11 protein-coding genes and 1 tRNA gene are annotated in these 15,933 nt (G+C 69.9%); 3 read left to right on the forward strand and 9 right to left on the reverse strand.

All coding sequences use genetic code 11. From position 1 onward, the window contains the following. Positions 1-110: 110 nt before the first annotated feature. A complete protein-coding gene (pyk, locus tag LUZ64_RS04045) occupies positions 111-1,535 on the forward strand; it encodes a pyruvate kinase (protein ID WP_095584487.1) in 1,425 nt (474 codons plus the stop codon). Positions 1,536-1,780: 245 nt separating this feature from the next. On the opposite strand, the gene LUZ64_RS04050 is transcribed toward pyk, so the two are convergent. After that, positions 1,781-2,569, reverse strand: a complete 789-nt coding sequence (locus tag LUZ64_RS04050; RefSeq protein ID WP_095584488.1) for a hypothetical protein — start codon at positions 2,567-2,569, stop codon at positions 1,781-1,783. Positions 2,570-2,657: 88 nt separating this feature from the next. Then, positions 2,658-2,740 (reverse strand) — tRNA-Leu (locus LUZ64_RS04055). A gap of 90 nt (positions 2,741-2,830) precedes the next feature. Between LUZ64_RS04055 and LUZ64_RS04060 the strand changes: the two genes are divergently transcribed. Next, positions 2,831-3,475: an ANTAR domain-containing response regulator gene (locus tag LUZ64_RS04060; protein ID WP_095584489.1), complete on the forward strand. Its 645-nt coding sequence runs from the start codon at positions 2,831-2,833 to the stop codon at positions 3,473-3,475. 114 nt (positions 3,476-3,589) lie between these two features. Here LUZ64_RS04060 and LUZ64_RS04065 read toward each other — a convergent pair whose 3' ends face one another. The 7 genes from LUZ64_RS04065 to LUZ64_RS04095 all read right to left on the reverse strand — a co-directional run bounded on the left by LUZ64_RS04065 (position 3,590) and on the right by LUZ64_RS04095 (position 12,729). Continuing rightward, positions 3,590-4,309: an ABC transporter ATP-binding protein gene (locus LUZ64_RS04065; protein WP_095584490.1), complete on the reverse strand. Its 720-nt coding sequence runs from the start codon at positions 4,307-4,309 to the stop codon at positions 3,590-3,592. After that, entirely contained in the window at positions 4,306-5,277 is a 972-nt protein-coding gene (locus LUZ64_RS04070; protein ID WP_095584492.1) for an ABC transporter ATP-binding protein, read from the reverse strand. The genes LUZ64_RS04065 and LUZ64_RS04070 overlap by 4 nt, the downstream gene beginning before the upstream one ends. A gap of 5 nt (positions 5,278-5,282) precedes the next feature. Beyond that, positions 5,283-7,085: a branched-chain amino acid ABC transporter permease gene (locus tag LUZ64_RS04075; protein ID WP_095584493.1), complete on the reverse strand. Its 1,803-nt coding sequence runs from the start codon at positions 7,083-7,085 to the stop codon at positions 5,283-5,285. 5 nt (positions 7,086-7,090) lie between these two features. Beyond that, positions 7,091-8,020, reverse strand: a complete 930-nt coding sequence (locus LUZ64_RS04080) for a branched-chain amino acid ABC transporter permease (protein WP_232390003.1) — start codon at positions 8,018-8,020, stop codon at positions 7,091-7,093. 164 nt (positions 8,021-8,184) lie between these two features. Continuing rightward, the gene (locus LUZ64_RS04085) at positions 8,185-9,402 is read right to left on the reverse strand and encodes a branched-chain amino acid ABC transporter substrate-binding protein (protein ID WP_095581561.1); all 1,218 of its coding nucleotides are present in this window, start codon (positions 9,400-9,402) and stop codon (positions 8,185-8,187) included. 461 nt (positions 9,403-9,863) lie between these two features. Beyond that, the gene (locus tag LUZ64_RS04090) at positions 9,864-10,337 is read right to left on the reverse strand and encodes a PaaI family thioesterase (protein WP_095581560.1); all 474 of its coding nucleotides are present in this window, start codon (positions 10,335-10,337) and stop codon (positions 9,864-9,866) included. A 103-nt stretch (positions 10,338-10,440) separates the two neighbouring features. Beyond that, on the reverse strand, positions 10,441-12,729 hold the full coding sequence (locus tag LUZ64_RS04095) for an FdhF/YdeP family oxidoreductase (RefSeq protein ID WP_232390002.1): 2,289 nt from the start codon (positions 12,727-12,729) through the stop codon (positions 10,441-10,443). Positions 12,730-12,882: 153 nt separating this feature from the next. Here LUZ64_RS04095 and polA point away from each other — a divergent pair, with 153 nt between their 5' ends. Then, positions 12,883-15,600 (forward strand): DNA polymerase I, encoded by a 2,718-nt coding sequence (gene polA, locus LUZ64_RS04100; protein WP_211304976.1) that lies wholly within the window; start codon positions 12,883-12,885, stop codon positions 15,598-15,600. The last annotated feature ends 333 nt before the right edge of the window (positions 15,601-15,933 follow it).

Below are 15,933 nucleotides of genomic sequence, written 5' to 3' on the forward strand. Positions count from 1 at the left end.
GAGCGACCCCGCGCACGTTTCAGTAGATGTCAACAAGCTTTTACCAAACGGACGTTGGGCAGTTGGCGGCGGCCAATTCTCTACCCACCGGTAGGTCATAAGGTCGTGCCATGCGCCGAGCGAAAATCGTCTGCACCCTGGGACCCGCCACCGATTCGTACGAGCAGATCAAGGCCCTCGTCGAAGCCGGCATGGACGTCGCCCGCTTCAACCTCAGCCACGGCACGTACGTCGAGCACGAGGCGCGGTACCAGCGCGTACGCAAGGCGGCCGAGGAAACCGGCCGCAACATCGGCATCCTCGCCGACCTTCAAGGTCCGAAGATCCGCCTCGGCAGGTTCCGCGAAGGGCCTGTACTCCTTGAACGCGGCGACGAATTCACCATCACCGTCGAAGAGGGCGCCGAGGGCGACCGCCACTCCTGCGGCACCACCTATGACGGCCTCGCCGCCGACGTCACCAAAGGCGAGCGCATCCTCGTCGACGACGGCCGCGTCACCCTTGAGGTCACCGAGGTCGACGGGCCCCGCGTCCGCACCGTCGTCATCGAGGGCGGCATGGTCTCCGACCACAAGGGCCTCAACCTCCCCGGCGTCGCCGTCTCCGTCCCCGCCCTCTCCCAGAAGGACGTCGAAGACCTCCGCTGGGCGATCCGGACCGGCGCCGACATCATCGCCCTCTCCTTCGTCCGCAACGCGGCCGACATCCAGGACGTCCACCGCGTCATGGACCAGGAGGGCCGCCGCCTCCCCGTCATCGCCAAGATCGAGAAGCCCCAGGCCGTCCAGAACCTCGACGGCATCGTCGACGCGTTCGACGGGATCATGGTCGCCCGCGGCGACCTCGGCGTCGAAATGCCCCTGGAAACGGTCCCGATCGTGCAGAAGCGGGCCATCAAGCTCGCCAAGCGCAACGCCAAGCCGGTGATCGTCGCCACCCAGATGCTCGACTCCATGATCGACGCCTCCCGCCCCACCCGCGCGGAAGCCTCCGACGTCGCCAACGCCGTCATCGACGGCACGGACGCGGTGATGCTGAGCGGCGAGACCAGCGTGGGCAAATACCCCGTCGAGACGGTGAAGACCATGGGCCGCATCGTCGCCGCCGCCGAGGAGGACGTCCTCGCCAAGGGCCTGCCCCCACTGAGCGAACGCGGCAAGCCCCGCACCCAGGGCGGCTCCGTCGCCCGCGCCGCCGCCGAGATGGGCGACTTCCTCGGCGCCAAGTACCTCGTGGCCTTCACCCAATCCGGTGACACCGTCCGCCGCTTGTCGCGGTACCGCTCACCGATCCCCCTGCTGGCCTTCACACCGGAGCCGGCGACGCGCTCGCAGCTCAATCTGACGTGGGGTGTCGAGACGTTCCTGGGGCCGATGGTGCAGACGACTGACGAGATGGTGGATCAGGTGGACGAGTATCTGCTGCGGATCGGGAGGTGCCGGAAGGGGGACATGGTGATCATTACGGCGGGGTCGCCGCCGGGGGTCGCGGGGACGACGAATCTTGTGCGGGTGCATCACATCGGGGAGGACTGAGGGGTGCCCTGCGGGCGGCTTTGTCCCCAGCCCCGCCCCTTCCCGTAACCGGGGGCAAGCCCCCGGGCCCCCGGCCGCGCCGGCGCGGTGTCCTCAAGCGCCGGACGGGCTGATTTCAGCCCGTCTGGGGGCACCTCCCAGCGGTAGCTGGGGGAGCCTGAGGACCGGGGTCCGGGGCGGAGCCCCGGTTTCGGGAAGGGGCGGGGCTGGGGAAACCGCCGGAGGCGCCCCGCCCTGGCAGACGCTCAGTACTTGGGCCCGACGTGGACGTCCATGAGCGCGACGGATGCTTTGCGGGCTACGGAGATGTTGAAGGGGTCCTGGCCCCGCCGGGTCATCTTCCACTCGACGCCGACCATGTCGAGCGCCTCGCAGTAGAGGTCGCGGATGTCGTCGGACTTGTTCGTGAAGAAGTACCTCGTGTACTCGTAGCGCTTCCGCTCGCCGCCCACGAGGCGGACGGTCCAGTTGGTGATGCGGCAGCCGTCGGAATGGATGAGGCCACGGATGAACTCCCAGGGGTACTCCTCCACGATCTGCTGCTGCCAGGGCTCCAGTGCGATCGTTCGCTCGTGCTTCTTGCCGGGGCCGTGCTGCGGAAACATGCACCAGAGATGCTTGGAGTAGACCTTCACGTTGTGACAGCCGGTTCGGCGGACCCGGCAGGTGGAGTTGTCGGGGAAGACCGCCCGCATCGCCGCCTCGCATGCGTCCATGAGGCCCGGCCAGTCGTCACCGCAGGAGATCATGAGGCTCGGCACCCGGTGTCCGGAGTACTGGATGATGTGGCCGTCGCCCAGGTAGAGGGCTAAGAGGTAGGAGTACGCGGCTTCGTCCAGCTCGCGACCGTCACAGCGGGGACACGGAGCTCTGTGGGCTCCTGGACATTCCCCGCGTTTCGCGCGGTCCACGTGTCTCCAGTAGCTGACCGTACCGAGGGGGACGTCCAGCGCGCGGGCGACGTCCGCGTTCTTGGATCCGTTACGAAGGAGACCGAGGGCCTTCTGGCGCAATTCGCTGCCGTGCATCTGCATGGAACAACCGTGCGTGATTAATCAGCCTCACGGCGTGAAATAGTCAGGTTTCACGAGAAGGTGACCGTCCGCTTAGCGGACATATGTGTGCCGGGTGCGGGAGTCGAACCCGCACGCCCTTTCGGGCAGATGTGTTTGAGACATCAGCGTCTGCCATTCCGCCAACCCGGCGAGGTTGCCCGTCGGAAGTGTACCCGGTGCCGGTCAGGAGGGTCAGCTAGGTAGGCTCAAGGGGCAGTACCTTCCCGAACGAGGAGACCCGTGACCGCCGCCGAGCCCACCCCGCCCGTCGACGACGAGCCGCAGCACACCCCTCCGCACACCACCCGCGTCGTGATCGCCGAGGACGAGGCCCTCATCCGGCTCGACCTCAAAGAGATGCTGGAGGAAGAGGGCTACTCCGTCGTGGGCGAGGCCGGCGACGGCGAGACGGCCGTGGCGCTCGCCCGGGAGCACAAGCCCGACCTGGTCATCCTCGACGTGAAGATGCCCGTGCTCGACGGGATCTCCGCGGCCGAGCAGATCGCCGGTGACTCCATCGCGCCCGTGCTGATGCTCACCGCCTTCTCGCAGCGCGACCTCGTGGAGCGGGCGCGGGACGCCGGGGCCATGGCGTATCTGGTGAAACCGTTCAGCAAGAGCGACGTGGTGCCGGCCATCGAGATGGCCGTCTCGCGGTTCACCCAGCTGAAGGCCCTGGAGCAGGAGGTCGCCGACCTCTCGCAGCGGCTGGAGACGCGCAAGCTCGTGGACCGGGCGAAGAGCGTGCTCCAGACGCAGTACGGGCTGACGGAGCCGGCCGCGTTCCGCTGGATCCAGAAGACGTCGATGGACCGGCGCATGTCGATGCAGCAGGTCGCCGAGGCGGTCATCGAGGACGCCGCGGAGAAGAAGGCCAAGGGGTAACACCCCGGGAGCGGCATACGGCATACGGGAGGGGCCCGCGTCCGGGTTACGGACGCGGGCCCCTCCCGTGCGTCCTGGGCCGTCCCGGACCGGGGCGGCCCGCGGCCCCGCCGCTCAGTCCTCGCCCAGGTACGCCTTCCGCACGGATTCGTCGTGGAGCAGGTCCGCGCCCGTCCCGGACAGGACGATGCGGCCGGTCTCCATGACGTGGCCGTGGTCGGCCAGGGACAGCGCGGCCTGGGCGTTCTGCTCGACGAGCAGGATCGTGGTGCCGGAGGCCCTGAGTTCGGTGATGGTCCGCATGATCTTCTGCATCATGATCGGGGAGAGGCCCATGGAGGGCTCGTCGAGCATGAGGAGCTTGGGGCGGGACATCAGGGCCCTGCCCATGGCGAGCATCTGCTGCTCGCCGCCGGAGAGGGTGCCGGAGGCCTGTTTCGCGCGTTCGCCGAGGATCGGGAAGAGCTCGTAGACGTGCTGGATGTCCCGGTCGATCTCCGTGCCGTCCTTGCGCAGGAACGCTCCCAGCTGGAGGTTCTCGGCGATGGTGAGGCGGGGGAAGATGTGCCGGCCCTCGGGGGAGTGGGCGAGGCCGAGGGCGACGATCTTGTGGGCGGGGACGCCGGTCAGCGGTCGGCCGTCGAAGCGTACGGTGCCCGCGAGGGGCTTGAGGAGGCCGGAGAGGGTGCGGAGGGTCGTGGTCTTGCCGGCCCCGTTGGTGCCGATGAGGGTGACGACCTGGCCGGCCTCGACGGTGAAGGAGATGCCCTTGACGGCTTCGATCTTGCCGTAGGCGACGCGGAGGTTCTCCACCTCCAGGAGGGGGGTGGTCATCGGTCCTCCTCGGTCCGGGCGGCGCCGGGATCGCCTGCGGTTTCCGTGCCCGTGCCCGTGCCCGCTGTATCCGTACCCGTACCCGCACCCGCACCCGTAGTCGCTCCCGCTCCCGCCTCCGCCGCCTCGACCTCCGCGAGTTCCTCCTCGCCCGGCGCGCCCTCGAAGGGCGTGCCGAGGTAGGCGGCGATGACGCGTTCGTCGGCCTGGACGACGTCGGAGGTGCCTTCGACGAGCTTCTCGCCCTGGACGAGGACGGCGACGCGGTCGCAGAGGTTGAAGATGAAGCGCATGTCGTGCTCGATGACGAGGACGGCGGTGCCCTGGGCGCGGATGGCGCGGACGAGGGCTTCGGTGGCGCGGGTCTCCTGGGGGTTCATGCCGGCGGTGGGTTCGTCGAGGAGGAGCAGGCCGGGGTCGCTGGCGAGGGCGCGGGCGATCTCCAGCTTGCGCTGTTCGCCGTAGGGGAGGTTGCGGGCGAGGTGGTCTGCCTTGGGGGCGAGGCCGGTGAAGTCGAGGAGTTCCATGGCGCGCCGGGTGGAGGCGGTTTCGGCGCGGTGGAAGCGGGGGGTGCGCAGGAGGGCGGAGAAGAGGCCTTCGTGGGTGCGGGTGTGGCGGCCGACGAGGACGTTTTCGAGGACGGTCATGTTGGCGAAGAGGCGGATGTTCTGGAAGGTGCGGGCGACGCCGGCTTTGGTGACGAGGTGGGGTTTGGGTGGGAGGACGGTGTCGCGGTAGGTGACGGTGCCTTCGGTGGGGATGTAGAGGCCGGTGAGGCAGTTGAAGAAGGTGGTTTTTCCGGCGCCGTTGGGTCCTATGAGGCCGACGATTTCGTGGGCGGAGACGGTGAGGTCGACGGCGCGTACGGCGGTGAGTCCGCCGAAGCGCATGGTGACGCCGGTGGCGGTGAGGACGGGGGTGTCGTCGGTGGCGGGTGCGGGTGGTGTGGTCGCGGTGGTGGTGGTCATGGCGGTCACGCCTCCGCTTTGGTGACGCCGACCGCCCCGTCGGGGAGGCCTTGTTCGGGTACGTCCAGTTGCCCGGTCTCGTGGAATTCGAGCTGTTTCCTGCGGTCGGCGACCATGCCTTCGGGGCGGAAGCGCATGAGCAGGATGAGGGCGAGGCCGAAGAGGAGCAGCTGGTAGTCCTGCATGAAGTCCATCTTGTTCGGGATGAGGTAGAGGAGGGCGGCGCCGATGACGGGTCCGCTGATGGTGCCCATGCCGCCGAGGATGACGGCGGCGAGGAGGAAGGCGGAGTTGGGGGGGACGGTGCCGGCGAATTGGTACTGGTCGGGGGTGGCGGTGGTGATGACGTGGGCGTGGACGGTGCCGGCGAGTCCGGCGAGGGCGGCGCCGAGGGCGAAGGCGAGGAGTTTGAGGCGGAAGGCGTTGATGCCCATGGCGGTGGCGGCGGTCTCGTCCTCGCGGATGGCGACCCAGGCGCGGCCGATGCGGGATTCGGCGGCGCGGCGGAAGACGAGGACGACGAGGAGGGTGGCGAGGAGCATCAGGAGGTAGTAGTTGCCGAAGCGTCCGATGGGGATGCCGAGGATGTCGTGGGTCTGGCCGAAGTCGAAGCCGAAGAGGTCGAGTTCGGGGATGTTGGGGATGCCCATGGAGCCGTTGGTGATGTCGGGTCCGGTTTTGCCGTTGAGGTTGAGCATGGTGATGCGGAAGATCTCGCCGAAGCCGAGGGTGACGATGGCGAGGTAGTCGCCGCGGAGGCGGAGGGTGGGGGCTCCGATGAGGACGCCGAAGACGAGGGAGGCGCCGATTCCGGTGAGGACGGCGGCCCAGAAGGGGAAGTGGACGCCTACGGCGGATTCGGGGGAGCCGGAGACGAGGGCGGCGGCGTAGGCGCCGACGCCGAGGAAGGCGACGTAGCCGAGGTCGAGGAGGCCGGCGAGGCCGACGACGACATTGAGGCCGAGGGCGACGGTGGCGAAGATCAGGATGCTGGTGGCGAGGTTGGCGTAGGCGTCGTTGGTCTGGAGGAAGGGGAAGCAGGCGGCGGCCGTGAAGGCGGCGGTGAGGGTGATGTTGCGGTGTTTGGCGGTGAGGGTGCTGAGGCGTGAGGTGAGTCCGGAGCGGTTGAGTGCGGTGAGGGTGAAGACGGCGAGGAGGAGGTAGCCGACGAAGAGTTCGCCGTATTCGGTGTCGATGCCGTAGGTGAAGGCGGCGAGGCCAAGGGCGAAGGCGGTGGCGATGATGAGGATTTCGGCCCAGGTGGGGAGGGGGGTGGGCCGGGGTGCGCGGCCGGTGGTGAGGGTGTGGCGGAAGCGTTGCCAGGGGTTGGGGCGGGTTTCTGGTGTGCCTGGTGTGCCTGTGGCGGCGGTGGTTCCGGCGGTTTCGGTGGTCTGGCGGTCGTTGGGGAGGGCGAGGGCTCCGGTGAGGGTGAGGAGGGTGGCGGCCGCGGCGATGTAGGCGCCGGGTTCGAGGTGGGCGAGGCCGCCGAGGTCGGTGGTGATGGCGCCGAGGGTGTACCAGGTGGTGGCGAGGGTGCCGAGGGCAAGGAGGACGGTGGGGGCGGTGGTTCCGGCGGGGGCGAGCCAGCGGAGGCCGCGGAGGTGGTGTCCGGCGAGGGCGTGGAGGAGGGTGAGGATGCCGCCGGTGAGGGTGATGGTCTGGAGACCGCCGGGGTAGCCGTTGACGGTGAGGTTGCCGGGGAAGGCGGTGGTCCAGGTCCAGGCGAGGAAGGTGGAGAGGATGGTGAGGGCGGCGCCGGTGAGGGTGAGGGCGCGGGCGGTGGTTCGGCGTGGGAGTCGGTCCGGCATGGTGGTCACGCCCTGTCCGCGACGCGTTCGCCGAGCAGGCCCTGGGGCCGGAGCAGCAGGACGAGGATGAGGAGGACGAAGGCCCAGACGTCCTTCCAGGAGCCGCCGCCGAATTGGGTCATGCCGGGGATCTCCTCGATGTAGCCGGTGGCGAGGGCTTCGGCGACGCCGAGGACGACGCCGCCGAGCATGGCGCCGTAGATGTTGCCGATGCCGCCGAGGACGGCGGCGGTGAAGGCTTTGAGGCCGGTGATGAAGCCCATGCGGAAGTCGACCTGGCCGTATTTGAGGCCGTGGGCGACGGCGGCGATCGCGGCGAAGGCGGCGCCGATGGCGAAGGCGATGACGATGATGCGGTCGGTGTTGATGCCCATGAGCTTGGCGGTGTCGGGGTCCTGGGCGGTGGCCTGCATGCCGCGGCCGGTGCGGGTGCGGGCGACGAAGAGGCCGAGGGCGAGCATGCAGAGGGGTGCGGCGATGAGGAGGAAGATCTCGCCGCGTTGGACGGTGACGCCGAGGATGTCGAGGGATTCGCCTTTGAACTGGGGGAAGACGCGGGCTTTCTTGGCGTCGGGGTACCACTTCCAGATGGCTTGCTGGAGGGCGATGGAGAGGCCGATGGCGGTGATGAGGGGGGCGAGGCGGGGGGCGCCGCGCAGGGGGCGGTAGGCGAAGCGTTCGGCGGCGACGCCGATGGTGACGGAGGCGAGGACGCCGCCGAGGACCATGAGGGGGAGGGCGAGGGCGAGGGCGGTGCCGTCGGGGAGGGCGAGGTGGGCGGTCAGGGCGCCGAAGCCGCCGACCATGAAGATCTCGCCGTGGGCGAAGTTGATGAGCTGGACGATGCCGTAGACCATCGTGTAGCCGATCGCGATGAGTCCGTACATCGCGCCGAGGATGAGTCCGTTGGCCAGCTGTTGCGGCAGTTCGTGCACCGCTGGGCCTCCGTGGGTGGAAGGGGTGCGGGGGGACCGGTCCCGGGGGCCGCGCGGGGTCGCCTGTGGGGTCGTCCGCGCGGCGTGGCCGTCGAGGGCGGGTGGTGGTGCGGCGGTACGGGGAGGTGGCCCGTACGGCGTGGTCGGCCCTTGTGACGGTGGGGTCAGCCCTTGTATTCGGCGCTGTAGCGGGATTTCCACTGGCCGGCGTCGACCTGGTAGGCGGTGATCAGGGTGTTGGTGGTGTCGCCGTACTTGTCGAAGGAGACGGGGCCGGTGACTCCGTCGAATTCGACCTTGTTGAGGGCGTCGACGATTTTGGCGCGGGCGTCGGAGGGGAGTTTGCCGTCGTTGGCGGAGACGACGGCTTTGACGGCCTGGACGAGGGCCCAGGTGGCGTCGTAGGTGGAGCCTCCGTATGCCTCGTAGCGGTCCTTGTAGCCGGCGGTCTTGTAGTCGGCGATGAACTTCTTGGCGGAGTCGAGTTGTTCGACGGGTTTGCCGACGGAGGTGGCGTAGTCGCCGGCGGACTTCTTGTTGAGGGTGATGTAGTCGCCGCTGTACATGCCGTCGCCGCCCATGAGGGGGGCTTTGACGCCGCCGTCCTTGAGTTGCTGGCTGAGGGGGGCGGAGGCGGGGTATTCGCCGCCGTAGAAGACGAGGTCGGGGCTCGCGGTCTTGACCTTGGAGACGATGGCCTTGAAGTCGCGGTCCTCGGGGTTGACGTGTTCGGTGCCGACGACCTTGCCGCCGAGGGCGGTGAATTTGGTGGTGAAGGCGGCGGCGAGGCCGACGCCGTAGGTCTTCTGGTCGTCGATGACGTAGACGGTCTTCGCCTTGATCTGTTCGTAGGCGTACTTGCCGCCGAAGGAGCCCTGGACCTCGTCGGTGGTGGAGGTGCGGAAGTAGGTGCTGAACTGGCGTTTGCGCTTGTCCTGCTTCCAGTCCTTGCCCTGGCTGAGGTCGGGGGTGGTGTTGGCGGGGGATATGAGTGCGATGTTGTTGGACTGGGCGACCTGTTGCATCGACTGGGCGACGCTGGAGTTGAGCGGTCCGACGATGCCGAGGACCTGTTTGTCGCCGGCGAGTTTGGTGGCGTTCTGCTGGCCGGAGGTGGGCTGGGCCTGGTCGTCGAGGGCGCGGAACCGGAAGGTGACGCCCGGGACTTCCTTGGTCTTGTTGGCGTTGTTCAGGGCGAGTTCGGCGGAGTTCTTGATGCCTTGGCCGAGGGCGGAGAGGTCGCCGGTGAGCGGGGCGTCGAGGCCGATCACGACGGTGGTCTGCTTGCCTTCGGACTTTCCGTCGTCGCCTTTGTCGTCGCGCGATCCGCAGGCGCTCAGGGTGAGGGCCCCGGTGGTGAGCGCGGTGGTGAGGATGAGCAAGGAACGGTGTCGCACGGTGATTCCCTTCCCTGGCGCGGCCCTCTCTGCTGAGGTGCCGTGGCGCGTGCCGGGCGGTGCGGGGCGGTGTGGTGGTGTGCGGCCCGCCCGGCGGGTCGTGACTGGCCGTGACTCTAAGGGCGTGCGGCGGCGCGGGGCAGAGGTGCTGGCCATGATGTGACTGTCTTGTTATGGCGTAGGTCACTCCAGTGACTTCTGTGTAGTGGAGGTGATCGGACGGAAGGGGTGTTTGGGGAGAGATCCGGCGCCTCGCGGTCGGGAAGGTGTAGTTCCGCTAATGCGTCGGGGGTGACGCGGGGCGTGGGCCGGGTGTCGTGATCGTCGTACGGGCGCTGTGTGGCCGGAAAGATCGCGAAAGCGGCGGCCGGGGATACGGGATCCCGGCCGCCGCTTCATGGCGGTGTCCTATGTGATGTGACGCACGGTGACGTGCGAGGTGGGCCTCAGGTGGTGGGGCGGCCCTCGTCGGTGTCACGGATGAGGCAGGTGAGGCGGGCGCTGCAGACGCGCTTGCCCTGCTCGTCGGTGACGACGATCTCGTAGGTGGCGGTGGAGCGGCCCCGGTGCACGGGGGTGGCCACGCCGGTGACCAGCCCGGAGCGTACGCCGCGGTGGTGGGTGCAGTTGAGGTCGACGCCCACGGCGATCCGGCCGGGGCCGCCGTGCAGCATCGCGCCGACGGAGCCGAGGGTCTCGGCGAGCACGGCGGAGGCGCCGCCGTGCAGCAGCCCGTACGGCTGGGTGTTGCCCTCGACCGGCATGGTGCCGACCACGCGGTCGGGCGCCGCCTCGACGACCCGGACGCTCATGCGCTCGCCGAGGTGCCCGGCGGAGAACAGGGCGGGCAGGTCGATCCCGCTCCCCGCCCACTGGTCCAGGACCTCCTGAGGGAAAGTGGTCCCGGTCTGCTCACCCATGACGTGCTCCGATCGTCCTTGCTCGTTGCGTGATGAACGTTTTCATGAACGCTTGTGAACGTCTTATCAGGTCAACAGGCTTGGCGGCCGGTCGGGGTGATGGTCAGGCGGGCCCGGGCCGGTTCGGCTCCACCCTGATCACCAGGGACTTGCTGGCGGGGGTGTTGCTGGTGTCGGCGGTGTGGTCCAGCGGGACGAGGACGTTGGTCTCGGGGTAGTAGGCGGCGGCGCAGCCCCGGGCGGTGGGGTAGTGGACGACGCGGAAGCCTTCGGCGCGGCGTTCGGTGCCGTCCGTCCACTCGCTGACGAGGTCGGCGTACGAGCCGTCGGCGAGGTCGAGCTCGCGGGCGTCGTCCGGGTTGACCAGGACCACGCGGCGGCCGTTCTTGATGCCGCGGTAGCGGTCGTCGAGGCCGTAGATCGTGGTGTTGTACTGGTCGTGGGAGCGGAGGGTCTGGAGGAGGAGCCGGCCTTCGGGCGCGTGCGGGTACTCGACCGGGGCGGCGGTGAAGTTGGCCTTGCCGGTGGTGGTGGGGAACCGGCGTTCGTCGCGGGGGGCGTGGGGGAGGGTGAAGCCGCCGGGGCGGGCGACGCGGGCGTTGAAGTCCTCGAAGCCGGGGATGACGCGCGCGATGCGGTCGCGGACGGTGCCGTAGTCGTTCTCGAAGTCTTCCCACGGTGTGGTGCTGGTGGTGCCGAGGACGCGGCGGGCGAGGCGGCAGACGATGGCGGGTTCGGAGAGGAGCGTGGGGTCGGCGGGGTCCAGGCGGCCGCGGGAGGCGTGGACCATGCCCATGGAGTCCTCGACGGTGACGAACTGGTCGCCGCCGGCCTGACGGTCGCGCTCGGTGCGGCCGAGGGTGGGGAGGATGAGTGCGCGGGCGCCGGTGACCACGTGGGAGCGGTTGAGCTTGGTGGAGACGTGGACGGTGAGGCGGGCGCGGCGGACGGCGGCCTCGGTGACGTCGGTGTCGGGGGTGGCGGAGACGAAGTTGCCGCCCATGGCGAAGAAGACCTTCGCCGCTCCGTCGCGGAGGGCGCGGATGGCGCGGACGACGTCCAGGCCGTGCTCGCGGGGCGGGGTGAAGCCGAACTCCTTCTCCAGGGCGTCGAGGAAGGCGGGGGCGGGGCGTTCGAAGATGCCCATGGTGCGGTCGCCCTGGACGTTGCTGTGGCCGCGGACGGGGCAGACGCCGGCGCCGGGGCGGCCGATGTCGCCGCGCAGCAGGAGGAGGTTGACGACCTCCTTGATGGTGGGGACGGCGTGCTTGTGCTGGGTGAGGCCCATGGCCCAGCAGACGATGGTGCGGCGGGAGGCGAGGATCATGGCGAGGGCGGCCTCGATCTCCTCGTGGGTCAGGCCGGTGGCGCGGAGGGTCTCGTCCGGGTCGGCGGTGCGGGCGGCGCGCGCGAACTCCTCGAAGCCGTGGGTGTGCTCCTCGACGAACGCGGTGTCGACGGCGCCCTCGGTCTCCAGGACGCGTTTGTTGAGGGCGCGGAAGAGGGCCTGGTCGCCGCCGAGGCGGATCTGGAGGAAGAGGTCGGTGAGCGGGGTGCCGCCGGCGGCGAGACCGCGGGCGTTCTGGGGGTTCTTGAAGCGCTCCATGCCCGCTTCGGGGAGCGGGTTGACCGTGATGATCTTCGTGCCGCCGGCCTTGGCCTTCTCCAGGGCGCTGAGCATGCGGGGGTGGTTGGTGCCGGGGTTCTGCCCGGCGACGATGATCAGGTCGGCCTTGTAGAGGTCCTCCAGGAGGACGCTGCCCTTGCCGACGCCGATGGTCTCGGTGAGGGCGGAGCCGGAGGACTCGTGGCACATGTTGGAGCAGTCCGGCAGGTTGTTGGTGCCGAACTCGCGGGCGAAGAGCTGGTAGAGGAACGCGGCCTCGTTGCTGGTGCGGCCCGAGGTGTAGAAGACGGCCTCGTCGGGGGAGGAGAGGGCGGTGAGCTCGTCGGCGACGATGTCGAAGGCGCGCTCCCAGGACACCGGCTCGTAGGTGTCGGAGCCCTCGGCGAGGTACATCGGCCGGGTGAGGCGGCCCTGCTGGCCGAGCCAGTAGCCGCTGCGGCCGGCGAGGTCGGAGACCGGGTGGGCGGCGAAGAAGTCGGGGGTGACGCGGCGCAGGGTGGCTTCCTCGGCGACGGCCTTGGCGCCGTTCTCGCAGAACTCGGCGGCGTGCCGCTTGTCCGGCTCGGGCCAGGCGCAGCCGGGGCAGTCGAAGCCGTCCTTCTGGTTGACCTTGAGGAGGGTGAGGGCCGTGCGCCGGACGCCCATCTGCCGCTGCGCGATGCGCAGCGTGTGCGCGATGGCGGGGAGGCCGGCCGCGGCGTGCTGCGGGGCGGTGACGTCGGGTGCGTCCTGGACCGGATCGCCTGTCGGCGGCTTGGCTGCCATCTCGCTCCCCTTTGAGCGCTCGGTGCGGGCGTGCTCGCGTGTTCGACGTCGATCCTGTCACGGGCCCCGGGAGGGTGGGTGGCGAGGGCGGTGCGGCCCGGATTGTCAGTGGGTCGTGGCAGGATCGGGGGCGTGGCAGCGAAGGGAACGAAGATGAGCGCAGAGACCGGCACCGAGGCTGTGGAGGGAGGCCGCCCCCGTCTGCTGTTGATGGACGGGCACTCCATGGCGTACCGGGCGTTCTTCGCGCTGCCCGCGGAGAATTTCACGACGGTGGCCGGCCAGCCGACGAACGCGGTGTACGGCTTCGCGTCCATGCTGGCGAACACGCTGCGTGACGAGAAGCCTTCGCACTTCGCGGTGGCGTTCGACGTCTCCCGCAAGACGTGGCGCTCGGACGAGTTCCCCGAGTACAAGGCGACGCGGTCGAAGACGCCCGACGAGTTCAAGGGGCAGGTCGAGCTGATCGGTGAGCTGCTCGACGCGATGAAGGTGCCCCGCTTCGCGGTCGACGGCTTCGAGGCCGACGATGTGATCGCCACGCTGGCCACGCAGGCCGAGGCGGCGGGTTTCCACGTCTCGATCGTCACGGGTGACCGCGATTCCTTCCAGCTGGTCTCCGACGACGTCACGGTGCTCTATCCGACGAAGGGCGTCTCGGAGCTGACGCGCTTCACGCCGGAGAAGGTCCAGGAGAAGTACGGCCTGAGCCCCTCGCAGTACCCGGACTTCGCGGCGCTGCGCGGCGACCCGTCGGACAACCTCCCGGGCATCCCGGGCGTCGGTGAGAAGACCGCCGCGAAGTGGATCAACCAGTTCGGTTCGTTCGCGGAGCTGGTGGAGCGGGTCGAGGAGGTCAAGGGCAAGGCCGGGCAGAACCTCCGGGACCACCTGGAGGCCGTCAAGCTGAACCGCCGCCTCACCGAGATGGTGCGGGACGTGGCGCTGCCGGTGGGCCCGGAGGGCCTGGCCCGGGCGGCGTACGACCGTGCGGCGCTGACGGCGTTCCTGGAGGGCCTGGAGATCCGTAACCAGGGTCTGCGGGACCGGCTGCTGGCCGCCGACCCGGGTGGGGAGGCCGCCGCGGAGGAGGCGGCGCCGGCCGCCGGGGCCGAGGTGGACGGCGTGGTGCTGGGCGCGGGGGAGCTCGCGCCGTGGCTGGCCGGGCACGCCGCGGGTCCGCTGGGCGTGGCCGTGGTCGACTCCTGGTCGCAGGGCAGTGGCCGGGTCGCCGAGATCGCGCTGGCGACGGGCGAGGGCCCGGCCGTCTGGTTCGATCCGGCCGAGCTGGACGAGGCCGACGAGCGGGCGTTCGCGGCGTGGAGCGGGGACGCCGGCCGGGCCAAGGTGATGCACGACGCCAAGTCGGCCATGCGGGTCTTCGCGGAGCACGGCTGGTCGGTCGAGGGCGTCACGATGGACACGGCGCTGGCCGCGTATCTGGTGAAGCCGGGCCGCCGCTCCTTCGAGCTGGACGCCCTGTCGGTGGAGTATCTGGGCCGTGAGCTGGCCACGGCCGCCGCCGGGGACGGCCAGCTGGCCTTCGGGGCGGACGAGCAGGCCGAGGCGGACGCCCTGATGGGCCGGGCGCGTACGGTGCTCGATCTGGGCGAGGCGTTCACGGGCCGGCTGAAGGACGTGGGCGCGGCCGAGCTGCTCGCCGACGTCGAGCTGCCGACGAGCGCGCTGCTGGCGCGTCTGGAGCGGGCGGGCATCGCCGCGGACCGGGGCTGGCTGGAGCGGATGGAGCAGCAGTTCGCCGCCGCCGTGCAGCAGGCCGTCGTGGAGGCGCACGCCGCGGCGGGCCGTGAGTTCAACCTGGGCTCGCCCAAGCAGCTCCAGGAGGTGCTCTTCGGCGAGCTGGGCCTGCCGAAGACGAAGAAGACCAAGACCGGGTACACCACGGACGCCGACGCCCTCGCCTGGCTCGCCGCCCAGACGGAGAACGAACTCCCGGTGATCATGCTGCGGCACCGGGAGCAGGCCAAGCTGCGGTCCACGGTCGAGGGCCTGATCAAGGCGATCGCCCCCGACGGCCGGATCCACACCACGTTCAACCAGACGGTGGCGGCCACCGGCCGGCTGTCGTCCACGGACCCGAACCTCCAGAACATCCCGGTGCGGACGGACGAGGGCCGGGCCATCCGCCGCGGCTTCGTCGTCGGCTCCGGCTTCGAGTCCCTGATGACGGCCGACTACAGCCAGATCGAGCTGCGCGTCATGGCCCACCTCTCGGAGGACGAGGGCCTGATCGAGGCGTTCGCCTCCGGTGAGGACCTGCACACCACGGTGGCCTCCCAGGTCTTCGGCGTCGCCAAGAGCGAGGTCGACCCGGAGATGCGCCGGAAGATCAAGGCCATGTCGTACGGGCTGGCCTACGGTCTGTCGGCGTTCGGCCTCTCGCAGCAGCTCAGCATCGCGCCCGCCGAGGCGGGCAAGCTGATGGACACCTTCTTCGAGCGGTTCGGCGGGGTGCGGGATTATCTCCAGCGGGTGGTCGTGGAGGCCCGTGCCACGGGTTACACGGAGACGATGCTGGGCCGTCGCCGCTACCTCCCGGACCTCAACAGCGACAACCGCCAGCGCCGCGAGATGGCCGAGCGGATGGCGCTGAACGCCCCGATCCAGGGCACGGCCGCCGACATCGTGAAGGTCGCGATGCTGCGGGTCGGCCAGGCGCTGGAGGCCGCGGGCCTGGCCTCGCGGATGCTGCTCCAGGTGCACGACGAAATCGTGCTGGAGATCGCGCCGGGCGAGCGGGAGCGGGTCGAGGAGCTGGTCCGCCGGGAGATGGCGGGCGCGGTGTCGCTGCGCGCGCCGCTGGATGTCTCGGTGGGCGTCGGCGCGGACTGGGAGTCCGCGGCGCACTGACTCCGGCGCACGTCCGCGGCGCACTGACCTCGGCTTACGTCCGCGGCGCACGTCCGCGGCGCACGGGCTCCGGTCCGCGGGCTCCGGTCCGCGCCGGTCCCGCCCCGGCCCGTACGTTTCGCGGGCCGGCCGGCGGGTCGGCGGGCGGCGCCCGCCGGGGTCGCGAGGAGGAGCGGTTGCCGCCGAGATCCGGGCGAGCCGAAGGCTGGTCTTGCGCGTTCTGCCGTGCCGGAAGCCGGAAGCCGGAAGCCGGAAGCCGGAAGCCGGAAGCCGGAAGCCGGAAGCCGGAAGCCGGAAGCCGGAAGCCGGAAGCCGGAAGCCGGAAGCCGGAAG

The sequence above is a fragment of the Streptomyces albireticuli genome (genome assembly GCF_021228125.1).
In the GTDB taxonomy this organism is placed as follows: Bacteria; Actinomycetota; Actinomycetes; order Streptomycetales; family Streptomycetaceae; genus Streptomyces; species Streptomyces albireticuli.